Annotated in this window: 23 protein-coding genes; 13 read left to right on the forward strand and 10 right to left on the reverse strand. The window is 39.0% G+C overall.

Features of this window, described 5'->3' with window-relative positions:
- Positions 1 to 230: 230 nt before the first annotated feature.
- From folP to K0A91_RS09245, 5 genes are read right to left on the reverse strand one after another with little or no spacing between them, the layout of a single operon-like run.
- Positions 231 to 1,373: a dihydropteroate synthase gene (gene folP, locus K0A91_RS09225; protein WP_295009896.1), complete on the reverse strand. Its 1,143-nt coding sequence runs from the start codon at positions 1,371 to 1,373 to the stop codon at positions 231 to 233.
- The gene (locus tag K0A91_RS09230; RefSeq protein ID WP_295009897.1) at positions 1,363 to 1,989 is read right to left on the reverse strand and encodes a DNA polymerase III subunit delta'; all 627 of its coding nucleotides are present in this window, start codon (positions 1,987 to 1,989) and stop codon (positions 1,363 to 1,365) included. Before K0A91_RS09230 ends, folP begins: the two co-directional genes overlap by 11 nt.
- Positions 1,976 to 2,524 carry a HobA family DNA replication regulator gene (locus K0A91_RS09235; protein WP_295009898.1) on the reverse strand — a complete coding sequence of 183 codons (549 nt, stop codon included), beginning with the start codon at positions 2,522 to 2,524 and terminating at the stop codon, positions 1,976 to 1,978. The genes K0A91_RS09230 and K0A91_RS09235 overlap by 14 nt, the downstream gene beginning before the upstream one ends.
- A 4-nt stretch (positions 2,525 to 2,528) precedes the next feature.
- Complete coding sequence (locus K0A91_RS09240) at positions 2,529 to 3,740, reverse strand: aspartate kinase (RefSeq protein ID WP_295009899.1); 1,212 nt, start codon at positions 3,738 to 3,740, stop codon at positions 2,529 to 2,531.
- Complete coding sequence (locus K0A91_RS09245; RefSeq protein ID WP_295009900.1) at positions 3,741 to 4,211, reverse strand: RNA pyrophosphohydrolase; 471 nt, start codon at positions 4,209 to 4,211, stop codon at positions 3,741 to 3,743. It lies immediately after the preceding gene.
- 123 nt (positions 4,212 to 4,334) lie between these two features.
- Here K0A91_RS09245 and K0A91_RS09250 point away from each other — a divergent pair, with 123 nt between their 5' ends.
- The 6 genes from K0A91_RS09250 to queA all read left to right on the forward strand — a co-directional run bounded on the left by K0A91_RS09250 (position 4,335) and on the right by queA (position 9,265).
- Positions 4,335 to 4,718 (forward strand): PAS domain-containing protein, encoded by a 384-nt coding sequence (locus K0A91_RS09250; protein ID WP_295009901.1) that lies wholly within the window; start codon positions 4,335 to 4,337, stop codon positions 4,716 to 4,718.
- A gap of 9 nt (positions 4,719 to 4,727) precedes the next feature.
- Positions 4,728 to 5,846: a methyl-accepting chemotaxis protein gene (locus tag K0A91_RS09255; protein WP_295009902.1), complete on the forward strand. Its 1,119-nt coding sequence runs from the start codon at positions 4,728 to 4,730 to the stop codon at positions 5,844 to 5,846.
- A gap of 95 nt (positions 5,847 to 5,941) precedes the next feature.
- Positions 5,942 to 6,994, forward strand: a complete 1,053-nt coding sequence (gene hemW, locus K0A91_RS09260) for a radical SAM family heme chaperone HemW (RefSeq protein WP_295009903.1) — start codon at positions 5,942 to 5,944, stop codon at positions 6,992 to 6,994.
- A gap of 52 nt (positions 6,995 to 7,046) precedes the next feature.
- Positions 7,047 to 7,445 (forward strand): Sec-independent protein translocase protein TatB, encoded by a 399-nt coding sequence (gene tatB, locus K0A91_RS09265; RefSeq protein WP_295009904.1) that lies wholly within the window; start codon positions 7,047 to 7,049, stop codon positions 7,443 to 7,445.
- On the forward strand, positions 7,438 to 8,238 hold the full coding sequence (tatC, locus tag K0A91_RS09270; RefSeq protein WP_295009905.1) for a twin-arginine translocase subunit TatC: 801 nt from the start codon (positions 7,438 to 7,440) through the stop codon (positions 8,236 to 8,238). The genes tatB and tatC overlap by 8 nt, the downstream gene beginning before the upstream one ends.
- 1 nt (position 8,239) lies before the next feature.
- Positions 8,240 to 9,265: a tRNA preQ1(34) S-adenosylmethionine ribosyltransferase-isomerase QueA gene (gene queA, locus K0A91_RS09275; protein ID WP_295009917.1), complete on the forward strand. Its 1,026-nt coding sequence runs from the start codon at positions 8,240 to 8,242 to the stop codon at positions 9,263 to 9,265.
- Here queA and K0A91_RS09280 read toward each other — a convergent pair.
- Positions 9,260 to 10,036: a DNA-processing protein DprA gene (locus K0A91_RS09280; protein WP_295009906.1), complete on the reverse strand. Its 777-nt coding sequence runs from the start codon at positions 10,034 to 10,036 to the stop codon at positions 9,260 to 9,262. The two genes, queA and K0A91_RS09280, sit on opposite strands and share 6 nt — an antisense overlap.
- Before the next feature lie 4 nt (positions 10,037 to 10,040).
- Positions 10,041 to 11,081, reverse strand: coding sequence for a divergent polysaccharide deacetylase family protein (locus K0A91_RS09285; RefSeq protein ID WP_295009907.1), 1,041 nt, complete (start codon positions 11,079 to 11,081; stop codon positions 10,041 to 10,043).
- Positions 11,082 to 11,347: 266 nt separating this feature from the next.
- On the opposite strand from K0A91_RS09285, the gene rpsF reads away from it, so the two are divergent.
- The 4 genes from rpsF (at position 11,348) to K0A91_RS09305 (ending at position 14,505) form a co-directional block, all read left to right on the forward strand.
- On the forward strand, positions 11,348 to 11,782 hold the full coding sequence (gene rpsF, locus K0A91_RS09290; RefSeq protein ID WP_295009908.1) for a 30S ribosomal protein S6: 435 nt from the start codon (positions 11,348 to 11,350) through the stop codon (positions 11,780 to 11,782).
- A 35-nt stretch (positions 11,783 to 11,817) separates the two neighbouring features.
- Positions 11,818 to 12,339 carry a single-stranded DNA-binding protein gene (locus tag K0A91_RS09295; RefSeq protein ID WP_295009909.1) on the forward strand — a complete coding sequence of 174 codons (522 nt, stop codon included), beginning with the start codon at positions 11,818 to 11,820 and terminating at the stop codon, positions 12,337 to 12,339.
- A 27-nt stretch (positions 12,340 to 12,366) separates the two neighbouring features.
- Complete coding sequence (rpsR, locus tag K0A91_RS09300) at positions 12,367 to 12,630, forward strand: 30S ribosomal protein S18 (RefSeq protein WP_294927630.1); 264 nt, start codon at positions 12,367 to 12,369, stop codon at positions 12,628 to 12,630.
- Positions 12,631 to 12,789: 159 nt separating this feature from the next.
- Complete coding sequence (locus tag K0A91_RS09305) at positions 12,790 to 14,505, forward strand: hypothetical protein (RefSeq protein ID WP_295009910.1); 1,716 nt, start codon at positions 12,790 to 12,792, stop codon at positions 14,503 to 14,505.
- Between the two features lie 32 nt (positions 14,506 to 14,537).
- On the opposite strand, the gene K0A91_RS09310 is transcribed toward K0A91_RS09305, so the two are convergent.
- Together K0A91_RS09310 and serB are read right to left on the reverse strand one after the other, a co-directional pair.
- The gene (locus K0A91_RS09310) at positions 14,538 to 14,861 is read right to left on the reverse strand and encodes a hypothetical protein (protein ID WP_295009911.1); all 324 of its coding nucleotides are present in this window, start codon (positions 14,859 to 14,861) and stop codon (positions 14,538 to 14,540) included.
- Complete coding sequence (gene serB, locus K0A91_RS09315; RefSeq protein ID WP_295009912.1) at positions 14,855 to 15,484, reverse strand: phosphoserine phosphatase SerB; 630 nt, start codon at positions 15,482 to 15,484, stop codon at positions 14,855 to 14,857. The genes K0A91_RS09310 and serB overlap by 7 nt, the downstream gene beginning before the upstream one ends.
- Before the next feature lie 52 nt (positions 15,485 to 15,536).
- Between serB and K0A91_RS09320 the strand changes: the two genes are divergently transcribed.
- On the forward strand, positions 15,537 to 16,460 hold the full coding sequence (locus K0A91_RS09320; protein ID WP_295009913.1) for a methylenetetrahydrofolate reductase: 924 nt from the start codon (positions 15,537 to 15,539) through the stop codon (positions 16,458 to 16,460).
- A 100-nt stretch (positions 16,461 to 16,560) separates the two neighbouring features.
- On the opposite strand, the gene K0A91_RS09325 is transcribed toward K0A91_RS09320, so the two are convergent.
- The gene (locus tag K0A91_RS09325) at positions 16,561 to 18,990 is read right to left on the reverse strand and encodes an EAL domain-containing protein (protein WP_295009914.1); all 2,430 of its coding nucleotides are present in this window, start codon (positions 18,988 to 18,990) and stop codon (positions 16,561 to 16,563) included.
- 120 nt (positions 18,991 to 19,110) lie between these two features.
- On the opposite strand from K0A91_RS09325, the gene serS reads away from it, so the two are divergent.
- Both serS and K0A91_RS09335 read left to right on the forward strand, forming a co-directional pair.
- Positions 19,111 to 20,358 (forward strand): serine--tRNA ligase, encoded by a 1,248-nt coding sequence (gene serS, locus K0A91_RS09330; protein WP_295009915.1) that lies wholly within the window; start codon positions 19,111 to 19,113, stop codon positions 20,356 to 20,358.
- Positions 20,359 to 20,506: 148 nt separating this feature from the next.
- Positions 20,507 to 22,650 (forward strand): hypothetical protein (locus tag K0A91_RS09335; protein WP_295009916.1); only part of this gene is annotated, 2,144 nt, incomplete at its 3' end.

Genomic DNA, 22,650 nt, shown 5'->3' on the forward strand with positions numbered 1-22,650 from the left:
AAGTAAATCAGCCAAAAAACTGTAAAATTACAGGCAATGGCTAAAATCAGTTTTTTAAAAAGTTAGAAAATTGAGGTTAGAAGGTGTTGGCTTGGTTGCTTGATTGAATTTGCAAGTGGCTCTCTTGTAAAAAATTACGGGGATTAACACTGGATTGATTTGGATAAACTGTTTCCAAAAGGGCACGGCTGCCGCTTTGTCAAAGGAAACTATATAGCGCCGGCTACTTTTTAGATAGAGTTTAGGGCTTTTTGCACTCTAAGTGCCTGAACATGCTCTTTTACGTCATGGGCACGAACAATAGAAGCTCCGTTTTTTACGGCTTCAAGATGCAGAGCCAGAGTTCCGCCGAGTCTCTCTTGCGGTGATGATGGAGAGATTTTATCTATCATAGATTTTCTTGAAGCGCCGACTAGCAAAGGTTTTCCAAGAGTCAAAAAGTGCTTAAGATGCTTGATGAGTATAAGATTGTGCTCTAGCGTTTTTCCAAACCCGATTCCTACATCCAAAACTATATCTTTTACGCCAAGCGACTCCGCTCTGGCTACTCTTTGCTCAAAAAATGAATAGAGGTCGTTTAAGACGTTCTCATACTCAGGCTTATCCTGCATACTCTGTGGTATGCCCTGCATATGCATAATAATTGCTCTGACACCGTTGCTCGCACAAAGTCTCGAGACTTCATCATTTGCAAGTCCTGTAATATCATTGACAATTCCAAACCCGCTCTTAATCGCGTAAGATATCACTTCGGGCTGATAACTGTCTATGCTGAATTTTACTCTGTTGTAAAACTTCTCTTTTTTAATCAAGTCAAATATGGGTTTAACTCTTCTTAGCTCTTCATCTTTATCTACATGCAAAGAATTAGGAGCAGATGAAACACCGCCGATATCTATAATCGCCGCCCCCTCTTCTATCATCCTCTCTATCTCCTCTATCACATTAGTGTCATTAAGTCTTGAAGCCGCAAAAAAGCTGTCACTGTTTGCATTTAAAACACCCATCACCTCGGCACTATACGGCTTTTTAGCTTTTAAGATGCCTTGGAGTTTTATAGCCACATCTTTTAGACCGAAGGGCTGGGCAAGCTCTTTTTTGCTTAGTGTTTGAAGCTGTCTTTGCGTCGCTATAAGCATACAATCAACATGTGGAGTCTTTGCAAGGACGGTCCCGCGAGGCACAGCCAAATCCGCTCCAACGCTAAGAGCATCCTGTTTTAAAATATTTGCCGCACCTACATGTAACTCTCTTATGCAAATTATATAGTGCGTAGCTTTTGAGGCCATTATGGTTACTCCACCGCTATCAACACCCACTTCCTTTAGATATTTTTCTATATTTATGCTGTTGGAAAGAAGTTCAAGAAACATTTTTTTCTCCTACAAAACTCATTATTATCATGGCCAAAACACTCTGCGGTCTCGAGTTGAGCTCCAAAAGCCTGTATGCCATGTCAAAATTTTCCAGCTGTGAAGTCGTGAGTATCAACTTCTCAACAACGGTTGCTCTGTGATAAAGAGCTTCGATGAGCTCTTGTGCTTCACTTTTTTTGGCTCTTGCGTTTGTTTTTAAAAAGTCAAAAACTTCCGCGTAGTTTATTTTAGCAAGACTTATGTTTATCTCTTGTATAGTGTGAAGATTTTCGCCATTGTAAATAGGCATTCTTGAGCGAACAGTTGGAAGCAGATTTGATTTTGTAGAAGAGATGATTATGAACTCTATATTTCTAGGAGGCTCTTCTAGGGCTTTAAGGAGCGAATTTTGCGAAGTAGTGTTGAAGTTATTAGCGCCTAGTATCAGATATTTTGTCTCAGATTCACTTATATAAGACTCGGCAACGACTGCTTTTGCATGCTCCATTTTAAACTCATCTTCTATAAAGCCTACAACCCTGTTTGGTTTTAGAAGCTCTTTTAGTCTCTCAAATTCTGCTTCTATATTTGTTGAGATTAGAATATGGCTCTTTTTAAAATCATACGCTGACATCAACTTCTCCAAACATCGCCGCATTTAAAGAGGCGTTAAAGAGACGATAGAGCTGAAGCAGTTTTATATCAAGGGCTTTGTCATAGGACTTTAAATTAAATGCATTTAGATACTCTTCATCAAAAATCCAAAAATAACTCGTATCTTTTCTTTTTGCGATATCGGCTCTTTTGTCATCGCCTCTGCCTATGTACCAGAAAAAGTAATTATCTTTATGTGCCAAAGATATCATATCTTCAACTACGTCAAGCATCTCTCCGCCGCTGACATTGTTGAAGTGTCCATACATGCTGTCTATGCCGATAATAGGAAGCAGAGGACGGTCCATAGAAGCTGTATTTATAAAGTCAAGAATGTATCTCTCAAACCACTTTCTCTTCTCATCCACAATTAGGATGATTGTTTTGCCCTCTAGTATCTGCTCTAACGCTTGAGAAGTGGTTGTAGTCCAGTCAAAGCGTTGCTCTTCAAGCCAACTGAAGCAGCCACCCTCTTCTCTGATTGCATCCAAACTCCACTGAGCAAATTCCTGCATCTGACTACTTGTCCAGCTCGTAAGCGTTATGAAGCGCTCTGACTGAGAGCTCCGCATATTTTTCCGCAATTATCATAGATATTTTTATCTCTGATGTTGAAATCATATTTATATTGATATTCTCACTCGCCATTATAGAGAACGCTTTTGCGGCAACACCGGTGTGAGACTTCATGCCAACACCGACAATTGAAACTTTGCAGATATTCTCATCGTAAGAGACCTCATCAACTTCAGACTCTTTCAGAAAAACATCCATTACTTTTTTTGCATCATTTAAATCACCCACGGGAACGGTAAAATCTACATTTGCTTTGCCGTCATGTCCCACATTTTGTATAATCATGTCAATATTTACGTTGTTGTTTGAGAGTTTTGTAAATATATCAGACGCTATTCCCGGTCTGTCTTTTACGCCAACCAATGAGACGCGGGCCTGATTTTTGTCTAATGCGATTCCGCTTACTAACGGTTTTTCCATGATATTCTCTTCCTTAGTTATTAATGTCCCCTCTTCATCGGAGAAGCTTGTTCTTGTTACCAGATTTACGTTTAATTTTTTGGCCAGCTCAACAGAGCGGTTTTGAAGCACTTTTGCTCCCAAAGAAGCAAGTTCTAGCATCTCGTCATATGAGATTTCATTCAGTTTTTTCGCTTTTGGTTCGATGCGCGGGTCAGTTGTAAAAATTCCACTGACATCCGTATATATCTCACATAAATCAGCCTTTAGTGCTCCAGCGATTGCGACAGCAGACAAATCGCTTCCACCGCGTCCAAGAGTTGTGACGTTTCCGTCTTGCGAAACACCCTGAAAACCTGCGACTACAACTATTTTACCCTCTTTTATAGCCTCTTGCATAGCCACTGGATTTATAACCTCAATACGCGCTTTTGTGTGGATATTGTCAGTCACAATTCCAGCTTTTCTTCCCGTCATAGATACCGCAGGGAATCCCATTTCACTTAGAGCTATAGCTAAAAGTGCAGCTGTTACTCTCTCGCCGGAACTTAGTAGCATATCCATCTCTGCGCGTGCAGGATTTTTTGACAAGTGCTCAGCGTAAGCGACAAGCTTATTTGTCTCTCCACTCATCGCAGAAACAACTACAACAATATCATTTCCGGCTTTTTTTGTTTCACTTACACGATTTGCTACATTTTGGATGCGCTCCAAATCACCGACACTTGTTCCGCCAAATTTTTGAACTATCAACATCTACAATAATCCCTCTTTTTTAAAATAATTTATAACATTCTCATAAACATTTTTTTTAAAACTCGCGCTCAGATTTAAAGCTTCATCGGCAGTTACAAACTTATAGTCGCTAAACTCAGGCTCATGAGTATTAATATTTATCGTCGCTTCTTCATGCAGCTTAACTAAAAAATATCTCTGTGTCTGTCCGATAAAAGGCTTCATTGTCTCTGCAATTCTTGGAGGAAAATCGTAAGATATCCACTGGGGAAACTCAGCTATCACCTCTACCATATCGGTGCCTATCTCCTCTAAAAGTTCACGAAAAAGGGCTTCTTGCACCTCTTCTCCGTCATCTATCCCGCCTTGAGGAAACTGCCATACGTCTTCTAAGTCATTTCTTTGCGCCAAAAAAATCTCTTTTTTCTGGGGATAACAGCTCGATACGATAATCATCGCGACATTCGGGCGATATAAATCTTTTTTGCTCATAGCTTCACTTCTCATAATATTGGTGCGATTATACAAAAACTGCTATTAAATTAAGCTAATTTAGTGCTAAAAATTGGTTTCAATATGTTACAATTCTGATATTCTTTAAAGAAAGGGATTATAATGAATGAGTACGTTCTAAAGAGTGACGATTTTCTGGTTTCTCAGACCGATGCAAAAGGTATTATACTTTTTGCCAACGATGATTTTTGTAAGGTTTCCGGATATACGATTGATGAGTTAGTGGGCAAGCCTCACAATATAGTCCGCCACAGAGATATGCCAAAAGCGGCATTTAAAGATTTATGGGAGACCGTAAAGAGTGGAAAAATTTGGACAGGCTACGTAAAAAACTCCGCTAAAAATGGTGGATTTTACTGGGTATATGCAACTGTTTATCCAATGTATGACGAGGCAAGACAAGCGCAGACATACCTCTCATGCAGAAGAAAGCCTTCTCCTCAAGAGATAAAAGAAGTCCAAGAACTCTACAAAACATTAAGATAGGGATAAACAATGAATAACACTCTAAAAAACACAATAATAACTATTATATTTGCGCTTCTTGTAGGCTCTCTGTTTTTAACTGATTCAAATGCACTTCAAGCTGCTTTAGCTGTTGTAGCCTTTATAGTTACTATCGCCATAAATATGCAAAAAGACGATAAAAAGTCAAAAATTCTTAATCTAAAAAGGTTAGATCTGATTGAGATGATGGAGTTTAAAAGAAACAAAATCATTATTGATGAAAACAGCATCGATCAAGCCGAGATAAACTTCAATAAAATTGTCACAACATATCAAAACTCTCTTTTAGATGACACAAGGGTTGCAGGTGAGATGGTTCTTTTGACCGACAAAGTTGCAAAGGGTCACTACTCTTGCAGAGTTCAGGCTGATTCAAAGACTCCTTACGTTCATGTTCTAAGAAACTCTCTAAATAACATGTTAAGCTCTTCTGAAAAAAATCTTGACAATGCGATAGCGACACTTAAGAAGTTTTCTGAGGGGTCGTTTGAAACAAGAAGCGAGATTAAAGTACAGGCTAAGATGGCTGAGCTTCTTACAAACATAAACAGTCTTGGACAAGCCCTTCAAGACATGGAAGAGAAAAATAAAGAGAGCCAAAATACGATAGTTGAGTCTTCAGACAGACTAAACGAGACCATCTCTACAATTACAAACTCTACAATCAAAGAACTAAAAGAGATGATTAACGATACGGTAAGCAGAATTCACAACGTCGCTAAAAAAGAGGACGATATGGTTGCGAATCTTCAAGTTCTTGTATCAAATGCACATGAGACTAAAACTATTCTAGCAACAATAGGCGACATAGCAGAACAGACAAATCTCTTGGCACTAAATGCGGCTATTGAAGCTGCGCGCGCTGGAGAACACGGAAGAGGCTTTGCCGTTGTTGCGGATGAAGTGCGCAAGCTTGCAGAGAGAACACAAAAAAGCCTTGCTGAGACATCTGCAACTACCAATGTCCTTATTCAGTCAATCTCTGAGAGTTCTGACGCGCTAAACAGAAATGCAAGCGAAGTTAATAACATCTCAAACGAAATCAGCTTGATAAGCACTAAAATGGATGAAATCATCCATACCCTAAGCAGCCTCTCCGAGCAATAAAGCTGGAGCGCGCTAAAACTTATAGAGTGTTAATCATTTTTGTTTGAAAATGGAAATAGAGCTATAATTCCACTCTTAAGCTTAGGAGAGTAGATTTGTTACTTTATATCCATATTCCATTTTGTGACTCCAAATGTTCATACTGCGCCTTTAACTCATATGTTGACAAGTTTCATCTAAAAGAGGCGTATATGGAGGCTCTTTGTACTCAGCTTGAACTTGAGCTAAAGAGATTTAAAGTCGGGCAATGTGAAATAGAATCACTATTTATCGGCGGCGGAACGCCATCAACCGTAGCGCCAAAACTCTATGAAAAACTTTTCAACACATTAAGGCCATATCTCGGCGAAAATATTGAGATAACAAGCGAAGCAAACCCAAACAGCGCAAGCTACGAGTGGCTTGAGGGAATGCACAAACTCGGCGTAAACCGTATAAGTTTCGGTGTGCAGAGTTTTGATAAAGAGAAACTAAAACTACTCAACCGCGCCCACGGTGCAGATGATGCAAAAGAGGCAGTTTTAAATGCGAAAAAAATAGGGTTTAAAAATCTCTCTCTTGACTTGATATACGCAACACTTGGCGACACAAAAGAGCTTTTATCGCATGACCTTAAAACCGCATTTTCTCTTCCGATAAATCACATAAGCGCCTATGCTCTTACAATAGAAGAGGGTACACCGTTTGAGAAAAAACCGGGCATGTCGAAAGAGAAAATCTCGCTTACCTCATGGCTCTTTAAAGAGATACGTGATTTTGGTTTTTCGCAGTATGAGATAAGCAATTTCGGCTCTTACAAAAGTTCTCACAATCTAGGATACTGGCAGTATAAAGACTACATAGGTCTTGGAAGCGGAGCAGTCGGCAAGCTCGATTTAGAGAGGTATTATCCAACAAACAGCGTTGAAGAGTACATAAAAAATCCGCTTAACATAAAAACGGAGAAACTTACGCCAGAAGATAAAAAGATGGAGCAGATATTTTTGGGACTTCGCTCCTGTGTCGGAATCCATAAAAATATACTAAATCAAGACGAGCTAAAAAAAGCCGATCTCTTGGTTAAAGAAAAAAAATTAATAATTAAAGATGATACTTTTTATAACGAAAAGTTTCTTTTAGCAGATGAGATTGCACTCTTTATATCGTAGATTAATTATTTTTTAGTTAAAATCACCATTTATTATAATTTGAGGATTTTTTATGTTTGGTATGGGTTTTACTGAAATAGTTATTATTGCTATCATCGCTATTTTGTTTCTCGGTCCGGATAAACTACCTGATGCAATGGTTCAGATAGCTAAGTTTTTTAGAAGCACCAAAAACACTATAAGTAGCATGAAACACAGCTTGGAAGAGGAGATGAACGTCAAAAGCATGAAAGAGGAAGCTTTGGCGTACAAAAAGGGGCTTCTCGATGTAACCGAAGAGGTAAAGAGCGCAACTGACATAAAAAAGATGGCTGCAAAACTCACAACACTGGAGGATGATGATTTTAGCGGAGTTTTTGACCAACCCTCAAAAGCAACCACTCCTCTAGCACAAAGCAAACCCGATGAAGTAACACTCCCAAAGAAAAAAGAAGATAGCAAAAATGTTTGATGAGATAAAACCGCATTTAATAGAGTTAAGAAAAAGACTGGCCATCTCGATTGGCAGCCTTATTGTAATGTTTTTTGTTATGTTTTACTTCCACGAGCCGATTTTGGCATGGATTGTAGCACCTCTAAACTCGGCGCTCTTGGAAGTCGGGAAGGTCTCTATTCATGCAGCTGATGGTATGGTTACTACAAATCAGGTCGGCGGGGCATTTTTTGTCGCTCTAAAGGTATCCTTTTTTGCCGCAATTATTGGTGCACTGCCTATCATATTGGCTCAAATATGGGCATTTATCGCTCCTGCACTATATGCAAACGAGAAAAAAATGGTTCTTCCTTTTATCCTCGGCGGAACAACTATGTTTGCCGTCGGCGTTCTGTTTGCATACTACATAGTCACCCCTTTTGGCTTTGACTTTCTTATATCATTCGGTAGTTTTAAGTTTACTCCGCTTATCAATATTGAGGATTATGTCGGCTTCTTTACAAAGATAATGTTTGGATTTGGGATAGCTTTTGAATTGCCTGTTTTTACATACTTTTTAGCACTTCTTGGCATGATTAACGACAGACAGATGATAGAGTTTTTTAGATACGCGATCATACTTATCTTTATTGTTGCAGCGCTTCTTACTCCTCCGGATATCTTAACACAGCTTCTTATGGCTCTACCGCTTATTTTTTTATATGGGGTCTCCATTCTGATTGTCAGAGCAGTAAACCCCGCCCCTGTTGAAGAGGAAGAAGATGAAGAAGACGATGAGAGTGATAACGAAACCAAAAAACTACAGAACTAACGTGAGTGCCAATGTGCTGCTCACGTCCAGCTATGACTTTATACTCCCAAAAGAGCTCATAGCTACTCACCCTGCAAACCCAAGAGACAGCGCAAAACTTCTTGTTTACAACAGAGCAACAGATGAAATCCTACATGTTAAATTTTCGGACTTTGAAAAATTCATCCCAAAAGATTGCGCACTTATCTTTAACGACACAAAAGTTATAAAAGCAAGACTCTTTGGAAAAAAAAAGAGCGGAGGAAATATAGAGCTTCTTATAAATAGAGCTCTGAATGCGCATGATGTAAATGTATATATCAGAGGCAAAGTAAAAATTGGCAGTGAAATTTTCTTTACTAATGATTTGGTAGCTATTGTAAAAGAGTTGCATGAAGAGGGAAGCAGAGTTGTGAATTTTTACCAAAATGGAAATCTTCTTCGTTTTGAAGAGCTGCTTCCTATCATAGATAAAATCGGACACGTTCCGCTCCCGCCCTACATTCAAAGAGATGACAACAAAGATGATGAGAGCGAGTACCAGAGCGTATTTGCCAAAGAAGAGGGTGCTGTTGCCGCTCCTACTGCATCTCTGCACTTTACAAAAGAGCAGCATGAGAGAGTTTGCAACAAATTTGCGCATGCTTACGTTACCCTGCATGTCGGAAGCGGAACATTTAAGCCCGTTGAGTGCGAGATTATAACCGAGCACCCGATGCACTCGGAATATTTCGATATCTCTGATGAGGCAAAAAAACTTCTCGACTCACAAACTCCTCTGCTTAGTATTGGGACAACCTCTACCAGAACAGTGGAGTTCTATGCGAGAAAAAAGATTCAAAGCGGAGAAGCCAACCTGTTTTTGTACCCAGAGAACAAGCCCATTAGAGTAAATCATATTCTTACAAATTTCCACCTGCCAAAATCAACCCTTCTGATGCTTGTAGCCTCTTTTACGGGCTTAGAAAAAGCGCAGGAACTCTACAAAACAGCTATTGAAGAAGAGTACAGATTCTACTCTTACGGCGATGCTATGCTTATCTTATAAAACGAAAATTCTGCCGTTTTCCACTTTTATATCGCCGCTAAGTTCGGCTTCAAAAACTCTTTGAGGGAACTTTGCTACTGCTTCATCATAGGTTGGATTTGTAGCGCAATATAGAGTAAATTCATCCTCTTTTTTGGGTTCAGTATTTCTACATGTAGAAAATCTTGAAACAAACTCTTCCATATCATAAATGGTCTTTGCCCTACCCTCTTTTAGAAGTTTGTTTGTGCCGCTGCTCTCGCCAAGACGCTGAGGAAGAACAAAAATTTTCTTGCCCATCTTTAGAGCAAACTCAACGCTTCTCATGGTTCCGCTGTCAATCTCCGCTTCACCGACCACCAAAACCTCTCCAAGTGCTACCACAAGCTCATTTCTGACTACAAAACTCCAAGGAGCGGCACAAAATCCTGCTTCAAACTGGCTGAGTAAAAGTCCGCTCTTCTGTATATCGTTTAAGAGATTTTTATTTATCACAGGATAGCGTACATCAATGGCGCATGGCAACACGGCGATGGTATTTGAAGCTCCGGCACCAACGTGTGCAACGGCATCAATTCCGATAGCGCCGCCGCTTACAACACACACCCCGTTTTTTGCCAAAAGCGATGATAATTTTTGAATATTTGTGCGAGAATATGCTGTTGGTTTTCTGCTTCCGACAATTGAGACTTTCCTTCCATTCAAGAGCTCTCTGTTTCCATCGTAAAAGAGCTGTTTTGGATAGCTTTTCATAGAAAAAAGTTCCGGAATTTCGTAGCTAAGCAGATTCATTTTTCTATAGCTTGTTTACAAAGACCAGCTCAACATCTCTAAAAAGCGCCTTTGACTCATTTATTGCCAAAATTGTATTAGCGTGCGGATGCCCTATTGCGATAGCGCTTCCATGCGACCTTGCCACTTCTATCGCCTTCTTAATTTGTGACTTTATATAAGATTTATCCATTTTATGGTCCAAAAATATATCTCTGCCTACATAATTCAGTCCATATTTTTTAGACGCTTTTTGCACCTTTGAATCAGCCGTAGTTCTGCTGTCTATAAAGGCGATATTTTGGCTCTTTAGCGAAAATAGAAGCCTGTTCATCGCTAATTCATCAGCCGTAAACTTGCTTCCAGTATGATTGTTTATATATCCCACTTTTGGAAAAAGCTTTTTTAGCTCCACTATCCTTTGCGATATTCTCTCTTGAGAGTCGCCGATTTTTAAAGTAAAGGGCTCCTCTTTTGTAAAATTCTGAGCTTCCATCGGCAGATGCACCATATAAAAATCCTCTTTTGCCGCCAAAGTATGAGAATCTGGTCTAAATTTGCTCGGCGGTAAAAATGACATAGTTATCGGGAGGTTAAGACCCTTTATCGCTTTTACATGCGATAATATACTGACATCATCTATAATAATTGCAAGTTTTGGCTTAGCAGATGTTTTTACAATCTCGCGTTTTGGCGCTATTGCAAGAGTTGCATCTTCAACTTCATGCGAAGCGTCTTCATACTCACCAACAGGCTCATCGTAAATTCCCGGTAGCTTTGTTTGAACAGAAGGCTTGCTCTCTTTTTTTAACACCTCTTTTAGTCTACTGCTGACGCTTTTTTCATCCTTTTTGGCTTTTTCACCCTCAAGCTTTTTGACCATAGCCAATCTTTTTTGCTCCATTGAGTGCTCTTTTTTTGCAATCTCATCTTTTGCATCGTCATACCCTATGTAATACCCTGTCGTAACAGAGCCAAGAACAACCACCACAAAAGCCAAAATCCAAGCTATATTTACTAGAATATTTGAGTGTTTTCTAGGAGCCGATTTTTTTCTTTTTGACATATTTTCTCCATTTTTTATTGATAAAACTATATCCTAAAAAAATAAAATTATTAATATCTATTGCATATTGACATATTTTTGTATATTTCCTCTTCGGTTTCATTATCGCAAAAATTTATTATTAGCCTTTAAGTATAGATTAGGTAAAATCCCGCGTTCCTTTCTCTTTGTATCGATTTTATTTTCGATATATATACATCCGAAAGGGAAACAAAAGCCTTAAGTCATTTAATGATTGGCAAAATACCAAAGGGAGATTATACTCTATGAGAAATTACGAAAACTTAGTAATCGTAAAACCAACACTAACGGCAGAAGAGATTCAAGCTAGCATTTCTGCTATCGAAGAAGTTATCACTTCTAACGGTGGCGAAATCGCTGCAAGAGACGCTATGGGCATGAGAAAATTAGCATATCAGCTAGGAAAAAATGAGCGTGGTTATTTTCACGTTATCTACTATTCAGCCGCTCCTTCGGCAATCAGCGAAATTGAAAGACGTTTCCGTATCAACGAAGATCTTCTTCGTTTTGTGACCATCAAATATGACACAAACCGTGAAGTAGCAGCTTGGAATCAATTAGTTCAAAAAGCTAATAAAAAAGCATCAGCGCCGGCAGCAGAAGCTAAAACAGAAGATGTTGAAGTAGCAACAGAAGCAACTGAAACAGTAGCGGAAGTAGCTGAAGCCTCAGCAGAGTAATTTAGGGCTAATGCCTAAACAAATAAGGATAATTCATGTATAACAAAGTTATTTTGGTTGGAAATCTAACTAGAGACATAGAACTTCGATACTCCCAAGGCGGAATGGCAATAGCAAATACTGCTATTGCAACGAGCCGCAAATTTACCGTAAACGGTGAAAAAAAAGAGGAAGTCTGTTTTGTAGATATTACATTCTTTGCAAGAAGCGCAGAGATTGCCAATCAGTACCTTAGGAAAGGGAGTAAAATCCTAGTAGAAGGTAGACTTAACTTTGATCAATGGGTGGATCAAAATGGACAGAAGCGCTCTAAGCACTCTGTTGTTGTAGAAACTATGCAGATGTTAGACTCCAAGGGTGATGCTCAAAACGGCGGCAATTATCCTGCACAACAGAGTCAAACAGGGCAGCAAGGTGGCTATGCTTCTCAGCAGCCCCAAAGCTACCAGCAGCCGACTAATACGCAACAACAGCCCTCTTATGGACAAAATAAGCAGATGCCAAACAGTAATTCTGTCCCAGAAATAGACATTGATGAAGATGAAATTCCGTTTTAGAAATAATAGATAACAAAAGGAAATACCATGGCAGAAAGAAGAAAGTATAAAAAAAGATACTGTAAGTACTGTGAAGCAAAAGTAGACTTCATGGATTATAAAGATGTAGGAGCACTTCGCTTCTCTCTTTCAGAAAGATATAAAATCATGCCACGTCGTTTAACAGGTAACTGTAAACGTCACCAAGACATGATTTCAACAGTTATTAAAAGAGCTCGTGCAGCGGCATTAGTTCCATACACAGTAACAAGAAAGACAGTTGTAACTGCACCGTTTGAAAACCTAAAATAGCTGCTATTTTTTAGTACAGATAAGGAGCCAAGCCCCTTATCTTACGCTATCGCTAAGTTTTTCTTAGGTGCTTTTGCACCACCCACTCTCCATTCACGCACATTTTCAGAGATAATTTAGGAATATTTATTGCTGTATGTAGAGTAAAAAAGTAGTAATATGCGACATATTCTAGCCATTATATTTCTAGCAGCCTCTCTTTTGGCAAGACAGAATGATTTTTCAATTGCAATAGACGAACCTTTCAATAATGCTCTGCTTGATGTAACGCAGGACTATGACCGCTCTATAAGCGCCGTCGGATTTATAAAAACCTACAAAGAGAACTCTTCAAAATCCGATGCTGTATATACAAACGCTTTTGATTATCTCGCTTCTCTAAAAAATGCCCAGGACACACTGATTCATATAGTTAAAGTTGATGAAACAGCGGGTATAAAACTTAGAAAATCCATAAATATGCCAAATTTTAGCGAAGCGGTAGGTGTAGTAAAAACTCCTCAAAATGGCTACTTTGTTGGCGGACACACACTTGATGGCTCAATGGTAGTCTTAAAGCTAGACTCAAACGCAAACACGCTCGCTCATAAAATCTATGGTACTCCAAACCAAGATAAAATGAACAAGATTGTTGCACTTCGTGATGGCGGTATTATAACAATCGGCACATCAGCCACTTCAAAGTCCAATAGCCCAAACCTCTTCAACAACGGGCTTGGGTTAAACGATATATTTTTGGCTAGATTTTCAAGCAATTCAGAGCTGTTGTGGAGCAAAAGATACGGCACAGGGCATGATGATATCGGAATTGATGCCGCTGAAGCAAATGATGGCTCCATTATAATACTGAGTCAAACAAACAGTGGGCAATCAAAAAACATAGCCCTCATGAGAGTTACGCAAAACGGGGACAAGGTATGGCGAGAAGAGTATAAAAGCGATAGAGATGCAACTGCCTACAAAATCATTAAACTAAGAGATAGCAATTTTGCCATCTCCCTCTCGCAAAAAGATGAGATGAATAAAGAGCAAATCAGACTCTTTAAAATTGACCTGCAAAAAAATCTACTATTGGACAAAACTATCCATACGACCTATGAGAGCGCACTTAAAGATATAAAAGAGTCATCCGATGGCAAGATAGTAGGTGTTGGATATGTTAAAGACAGCTACAACACGGACGGGCTTGCTATGCTGCTTGATAGTAAATTTACTATGCTTGCTCAAGAGCACTACGGCTCGGACGAACATGACACTTTTAATGCTCTGAATATACTCCATAACTCGCAAATTGGGGTTGTCGGAGTTTGTACAAATATTGATTCACAAGAGACTAACATGTGGATTGTTAAGCTAAACAGAGATCTCTCAATGGCTCAGATATCACATAAATCTACAAGCTTCTATACCAAACTTCTAAAGCTGTTTAAAGATGAGATAAATGCAAAGAAAATCGCTATAAAAGAGGATTTGAGTATACATCTTATAGATGCAAATCTATACTTTAAAATTGGGCAATTCGTGCTTAATGATGAGCAAAAAGTCTTTTTAGAAAAGTTCAGCGCAAAACTCTTTACTTTTTTAGACAACTACAGAGAGCTGATTGAGACGCTTGAGATAAGCGGTCACACATCAAGTGAATGGGGGAGTGTGGACTTTTCGCAAAGATACCTTAACAATGAGGAGCTCTCTATGAAACGCTCGTTTTCAACGCTTAGCTATATTTTTAACTGCCAAAACGATAATAGAAAAAAGTGGCTTAGCGAAATAGTTAAAGGAAGCGGTCTTAGTTTTTCAAAAAAAGTTGTTGTTGATAAAGAGGAGGATAAAGAAAAATCGAGAAGGGTCTCCTTCAAGATTATCCTATCTAATTGATGTTACACACCAAAACGAACACGTCGTCCGTTTTAGTGTACAAAATCTTCAGAGCCTTTTGCTCTAAAGCTAAGGCGCACTTTGTCCTGCTTTAGCTTTTTATATAGTTTGAACTTTGCTTTTTCAAGCTCCTCATCGTTACATGAAAATTCAGATTTTATTTTATCATCGCCAATATTTGCGCTATCCATTGCGAAAAGTTTCAACTCTTTTTTTGTCAATTTTGCTTTGAGGGCATTGTAGAGAGCTTTATCCTCTTCTATTAAATCTATCTCATTTATTTTACAAAATTTTGCCAATAACTCTCTAAAACTATTCTCTTCGTTGTACTGTCTCCAAACGCTGTTTTCTAACATTGTATTTTCCCTAATATTTGTGTTAAGTCTTTTGTCTCGATTACGATATTTGCTTCTTTACGTAAAATCTCTCTTGCGCAAAAAGCGACTCTTGTTCCGGCATGTGCAAACATGGAGAGGTCATTTGCTCCGTCTCCGCATACTAGTGTTTCATCCTCTCTTACTCCAAGCAGACACTGCAAACGAACCAACATGTCGCCTTTTGAGTAGTTAAACATCATATCTCCGCCCACAAGGCCCGTAAGTATCTGGTTTTTATGGTGCAGTACGTTTGAGAAATCGGCATCATAACCCAAGATATTTTTCGCATATCCAGTCGCACTTCTAAACCCGCCGCTAAAACAGACGACTTTCATACCCATGCCTTTAAGCTCGGCAATTGTCTCTTGTGCTCCCTTCATGTAAGGCAAATTTTGACTGATTCTCTCTACTACGCTGTACTCTAGTCCCTTTAAAAGTCCGACTCGCTGCTGAAGCGATTCAAAAAAATCAAGTTCACCGCTCATAGCAGCTTCCGTTATTTTGCCCACCTGCTCTCCAAGCCCCAGCTCTTGTGCAAAAATATCTATCGTCTCGCCGTCCATCAGCGTAGAATCAAAATCAAAAACAGCCAGTTTTAGCATATATTCTTCTCTCTTTAGTTATAATTGCGCAATTATATCAATAGGATACTTTTTGTTTGATGAACTTATAAATAAACTAAAGAACGATACATACATTACCCTAGAGACCACTCCGGGACACTCTCCTATTTTCTCGCCTATCATAGAGACAATAGCTGAACTTGGGCTTGATAAACTTGTAGACGCTTTTACTACAACCGACAATCCTCTTGCAAAGTTAAAGTATAACTCCCTCTTTGCAGCGAAGATGCTTCAAGAGAGATTTAATAAGCCCGTTATTGCAACCATGAGTATGCGTGATAGAAATAAAATTGCTCTTCAATCGGATTTATTGGGAGCAAATGAGGTTGACGTAAGAGCCATTTTAGCGCTAACCGGTGATCCTGCATCCATTTCCGATCAGCCCCACACAAAGGGTGTTTTTGAAGCAGACAGTACACTTTTGCTTGAAATTATCTCATGTTTTAACAGCGGAATTGATTATGCAGGCAAACCTCTGACGCAAAAACCAAAAGAGATCTACCCTTTTGCCGTCGTAAACTCTTATGCCAAAAATCCTAAGACGCTGCAAAAAAAGATGCAAAAAAAGATAAAACATGGTGCGCTCGGAATCATTACGCAACCTGTTTATGACCTGCAAAACGCAAAACTGTTACTTGAGCTCAAAGAGGCGGCAAACGAAGAGTGCTGCAACGAAAATAAAAGTGCTGAGCTTATTTTGGGAATATTTCCTATTACAAAACTAAGAACCGCACAATTTTTATCTGCCCATGTTCCCGGCATAGATGTTCCTGACGCGTGGATTGAAGCCTTAAGAGATGCGCATGAAAAAGGAGCAGAAGAAGAGTATAGAGTTGGTTTTGAACTTAGCAAAAATCTCTTTTTAGAGCTAAAAGCGCTACATCCGAAAATTCATCTAATGACTGCAAACCAGTTCGGGCTAGCAAAAAATATATTAACTGATGTTACGCACTAAAACAAACACGTCCGTTTTTGGAGAATTGCAAGGTCAGACACCTAAATAAACCGTTTTTCACATGTAGATTATTTTCTACATGTGAAAAAATATCCAAGCCCTATACTGACTTGCCCTCGCCCTTAAAATCTCTGATAAACTCTCTAAATTTCTCTATTCCAAGAGGCCTGCTGAAATAGTATCCCTGAATCTTATAGCAGTGTAAAAACTTCAGTGCGTCAATATGCTCTTTCGTCTCTGAGCCCTCAGCAACAATATCTTTGCCAAGAGATCTTGCCATTGCGATAATTGCCGCAACAATCGAGCGGTCATCCTCATCTCTATCAATATCAAGTACAAAACTTCTGTCGATTTTAATCGTTTTTGCAGGTAATTTCTTTAAGTAACTAAGAGAGGAGTAGCCCGTTCCAAAATCATCAATAGAGAGTTTAAAGCCTTTTTCGCTTAGCGCATTTAAGATGGAGAGCGCCTTTTTTACATCCATCATAAGATGGCTCTCAGTAATCTCAAGTTCAATATAACTCTTATCAAGTCCTATCTCATCCGCGATAGCACAAATGTCGTTGATAAAAGAGTCGTCATTTAACTGCTTACTCGATACATTAATTGATACAATAAGACTATTTCCCTCGTCATAAAGCGCTTTCGTATCGCTTATTGCTTGTCTTGCAACCCATAAGCCGATTTGAGATATTTGTCCGGTCTCTTCAGATATGCCTATAAATTTGTCGGGTCTGATAAGTCCAATATCAGGATGGTTCCATCTTACAAGCGCTTCCATGCCGTAAACTCTTTTTGTCTCAAGATTTACCTTCGGCTGGTACTCCAAAAAGAGCTCACTTCTATTTATTGCGCTACGCAAGTCATTCTCGATAAGCGAGCGCTCTGTTATCTTCTCATTCATTGACTGCGTATAGAACTGATAGGAGTTTTTTCCGCTATCTTTTACCTGATACATCGCCGTATCAGCCGCTTTAACAAGTTGCTCATAGGTCGTTCCGTCATCAGGATAGATGCTGATTCCAATGCTTGCTCCCGTATAAAACTCTCTGCCCTCTATTATTACCGGCGCTTTAAATCTCTCAATTATTTTCTCTGCTACCACAGCTATCTCTAAAACTGATTCTGCATCTTCAAGTATTACCGTAAACTCATCACCGCCAAGGCGAGCCAAAGTATCCTCCTCACGGAGAGTTGCTCTGATAGAATTTGCCACCTCGATTAAAAATTTGTCCCCCGTGAAGTGCCCAAACGTGTCATTGATATTTTTAAAATTGTCCATATCTATAAAAAAGAGCGCCATTTTTTTTGTGTTTCTCTGCAGTGCAGGTATCTTGTTTAAGACACGCTCTTGAAACAGTACCCTGTTTGGAAGATTTGTGAGCGCGTCAAAATAGGCAAGATTATGGATAAGACTCTCTTTTTTCTTCTTCTCGCTTATGTCATTTACTATGGAGATATAATTGGTTAACTTGCCATCTTTGTTATGAAGAGCAATAATACTGAGCTCCGCAGTATAGAGCTCTCCGTTTTTTCTTCTATCTATTATCTCCCCGCTCCACTGTCCGCTTTGGTTGAGGTCACCCCACAGATTTTGATAAAAAGATTTGTCATGCCAGCCCGAACTAAATGTGTTTGGGGTTTTTCCCCTAATCTCTTCAATGTTGTATCCAGACATTTCGCTATAGGCGCTGTTTATGGTAATGATTTGCTGGGAAGCGTCTGTTATAAGAACTCCGTCATTCATCTTTTCAAAAACAGCAGAAGCTAAAACAAGCTCATTCTCGGCATTTTTACGTCTCGTTACATCATGAACGGTGCCAATTGACCTTACAGGGTTTCCATTTTCATCAAACTCATGTTCGCATCTCTCTTCTACAAACCTAACTTCGCCATTTTTACGAACAATTCGATGTTCAACGTAGTAACCATGCTTCTCTTTTATAGAGGAGATATAAATATTGTTTACCATCTCGATGTCTTCAGGATGTACATGGTTTAAAAACGCCTCGTATGTCGCGCTAAGTTCCTGAGGTTCCAAGCCAAATATGCGGTAGACCTCATCAGACCAGAAAAGAGCATTTGATGTCAGATCAAGTTCCCAGTGCCCTATGTGAGCAAGAGCTTGCGCGTGATTAAGACCTGATTGGAGTTTTTTAAAGTATAACTTCTCCTCTTTCTCTTTTGTTATATCCCAAAAAATTCCTAAAATTGCGACTACTTCGCCATCTATGTATAGAGGTTTTTTAATTGTTCGTATTATTTTTATTTGACCATTAGACACAATGTTCTCTTCAACATCTATTGTATCTTTGCTCTCTAAAACAAATATCTCATCATCTCGGTACTTTTGTGCTATCTCTTTTGGAAAAAAATCAAAGTCGCTCTTTGCGATAATTTCCGAATCTTTTGCACCTATTAAATCAGCATATGATTTGTTAACAAAAAGAAATAGATGATTTACGTCTTTTATAAAAATACTTTGTTCTAATGCATCGAGGATTATTCTACTGTTAAACGGTAATTTCATATTATAAATCAATCTCCAATGCCAAATGTCTCTTAAAAGTTTTATTTTATCATACATTACCATAATATGCTTAAATAGTTTATTTTGATATAATTTCAACACTTATTTTTTAGGATAACAATGATTGATTTAAAATTACTGCAAAAAGATTTTGGGGGCGTTAGCGCAAAACTTACGCGCAAAGGCGTAGATGTTAAACTTCTTGATGAATTGAAGAGAAAAAATGAAGATTTAAAGGCTGCAAAAGCTGACTACGAGACTCTTCAAGCGGCACAAAATGCGATGAGCAAAGAGTTTGGCATTTATAAAAAAGAGGGTAAAGACGTAAACGAACTAAAGGCAAAAGTTGATGCCAACAAGATAAAAATCACAGAAGCTCTAGAGGTTCAGAGGGTAAAGCAGGAGGAGCTAGAGGCTCTTGCCATGTCTATTCCAAATATCCCAGATGATGATGTACCAGACGGCGAGGATGAGAGCCAAAACGTTGAGATAAGAAAGGTTTTAGCACCTAGAGTGTTTGGATTTACTCCAAAAGAGCATTGGGAGCTGGCTGAGAAAAATGGCTGGATAGATTTTGAAAGAGGCGTAAAACTAGCAACCAGCCGCTTTAGCGTCTCTTTTGGCATGGGCGCAAAATTAGAGCGCGCACTTATCAATTTTATGTTAAATTTCAACTCAAAAAGAGGGTTTGAAGAGGTCAGCGTACCGTCTCTTGTAAACAGAGCAGCGCTGGAGGGGACCGGTCAGCTACCAAAGTTTGAAGATGATTTATATAAAATACAGGACCAAGAGCTTTTCCTAATCCCAACCGCTGAAGTTCCAGTTACCAACCTTTATCAAGACGAAATCTTATCTTCCAACATGTTGCCCGTAAAAATGACCGCTTATACATCATGCTTTAGAAAAGAAGCAGGTGCCGCAGGACGCGATACAAGAGGAATGATACGCCAACATCAATTTCACAAAGTTGAATTAGTCAGCATAACAAAACCTGAGGATAGCGACACTATTTTTGAAGAGATGGTTAAAACCGCTTCTGATTTGCTAAGCGCGCTTGAGCTTCCACACCGTCTTGTTACGCTTTGTGCAGGAGATTTAGGATTTGGCGCGGCAAAAACAGTAGATTTGGAAGTTTGGCTGCCGGGACAAAACAGCTACAGGGAGATAAGTTCAGTCTCTAATACAAGAGAGTTCCAAGCAAGGCGCGCAAAAATTAGATATAAAGACGGAGATAAAAACTCATTTGTCCACACGCTTAACGGCTCATCGCTTGCAGTTGGAAGAACGCTGGTGGCAATAATGGAAAACTTTCAAAATGAAGATGGCAGTATCACTATTCCAAAGGCGCTTGAGCCATATATCAACTGACAATAAACTTCTAAAAGATAGGCTTTAGTGCCATAGTGGCTAACGTAGCTAAAGAGGCTCTGCTCATTTAGCGTTTAAATCAAGTTCTGTAGGAACTTAGTGGTACCTTTTTTGCTTTAAATTTTAAGAAACTACAACAAGGTAAATAATGGCTGATGGATTAGAAGAAGAGATAATCATTATCGAAGACAGTGACGCTGCCTACGATAATGCCGCTTCAAGAAAATCAATAATAGACGACGATTCATCATCCAAAAGCAAAAAAAAGCTTATATTTATAGGCTTGGGTATTATGGTTCTCTTAGTAATAACAATCGCCTCTTTTGCACTTAAAAAATCATCAACCAAGAGTGCTGATTTCTCAATGGAGAGTATAGGCGAGAAGCTAGACAGAAGAGTCTCTCAACCTATAGAGCCCAGCAGACTTGAAAATATGATAGCAAAAGCGGACTACCTCTACTCTAGCGGCTCTAAAAACGAAGCCCTCACGCTTTATGAAAAAATAGCCCACTACAGCGAGGCGGTATCCGCATATAATCTTGGTGTTGCGCAGCTAAAAGACAACCAATATGAAACTGCTTTGAGAACATTTCAAAAAGCGATACAAAATAACGAAAAAAGATGCGTAAGTGCTATAAATGCCGCGGTGTGTTCGCTGCATCTGGAAGATGAGAAGAGTTTTAGATACTACATTGATTTAGCCTATGCCTATCTGCCGCAGGAGAGAGAGTCATCTCTATACTCCTACTACTACACACTTATAAACTACTACAACAGCAACTACCTAGAGGCTCTAAGCGCGCTTAAAAACCCCACATCGAATGAATATGCAAAAGTTCAAAATAATCTCAGCGCAAAAATAAATGCTCTTTTTGGAAACGATATTATAGCAGTTGAGAGCCTTGAAAAAAATGAGTTCCCTCCAAATCATTTTAGCCTAGGACTGCTCTATGCAAGAGTCGGAGACCTAACGCTTGCAAAAAAACATCTCCAAGATGCCATAAAAACAGGCACTGAACCAATGAAGGCACAGCTGGCAATAGGCTATATAAATCTAAAAGCAGGTCAAATCAAAGAGGGTGCAAAAGAGATAGATAATGCAACAGATATTTTTGGCGAAGATGTCTACAAACCCTATCCCATAGTAGTAAAATTAAAAGAGTCACTCTTTAATCCAGATCAGGCTCAAAAACGCTACAGAGACGTAATTAGCCAAAGCAAAGAGATAACATATCAAAAGATATTCTATTTTTCGCCCTATAAAATATTTAATGCAAATCAAACTATCAGCTACATACGAAAAGGAACCGCAAACATCTATATTGACAATGTAGACTCCGCAAAAGAGTACCTCACAAAAAGTTCATCCTCTTCAAATGTAAATATAGGAATTGCTAGGGCGATTAAAAAGGCATTGTCGTTTAAACTAAGAGAGGCGAATGAAATGCTGCAAGAGCTGGTGGCAATTCAGCCAAAACACTCCATTTTACACTATAACTTGGCTCTAACTTATGCCCAGATGGGAAATATTGTCGACGCGCACAAGCATTTTGTACGCTCATATAATCTGGATGCAAAAAATTATATATCAGCAATTTATGCGATTATGTGTTCGCAGCTTGCAAACAAAGAGAACCCGAAGTTTGTCTCAATTATCAAAGATGCTATCTCACATGAAGAGCCATCGGAGGATTTAGATCTATACAACACTCTGCTTTCTATCAGCGAGGATAATATTATGGGAACTGCTGACTGGCTTGATAAAAACTATCAGCAAAAACCTCTATATCTTGCCCTTGACATTATTATTGCTTTAAAACAAAACAATACAGAAGCGGCACAAAAGTCTGCAAACAAGCTTGCTATACTTCTTCCTGATGAAATTTTGCCACATATGATGTATATTGATGCACATTTTAACAACCTAAGCCAAATAAAATATGCAAGCGAGGTTATGAACTATCTCAAACTTCAAAAGTTTAATTTTGATGACCTCTATTTCGGCGCACATGTTACTAGGTATCTATACATACAGCAAAATCTTATAACTGGAAAACTCTACTTTCTAAGAGAAGATTTAAAGCAAGCCCTTGAATCAACAACGCAGCAGACTCATGAGCTTACAAGCGCTCTCGCCCTTGCCTCGCTCTATGACAAAGCTTATGAAGAGTCATATATGCTTTACAACAATCTAATCGATAATTTAAAGGTCAGAGATTCACAAACTCTCTTTTTGGGTGCGGTTGCATCCACTGCTGCTGAGCATCATGAAAATGCGATAGCACTCTTAGA

The organism is Sulfurimonas sp., from assembly GCF_019429335.1.
GTDB lineage: Bacteria > Campylobacterota > Campylobacteria > Campylobacterales > Sulfurimonadaceae > Sulfurimonas.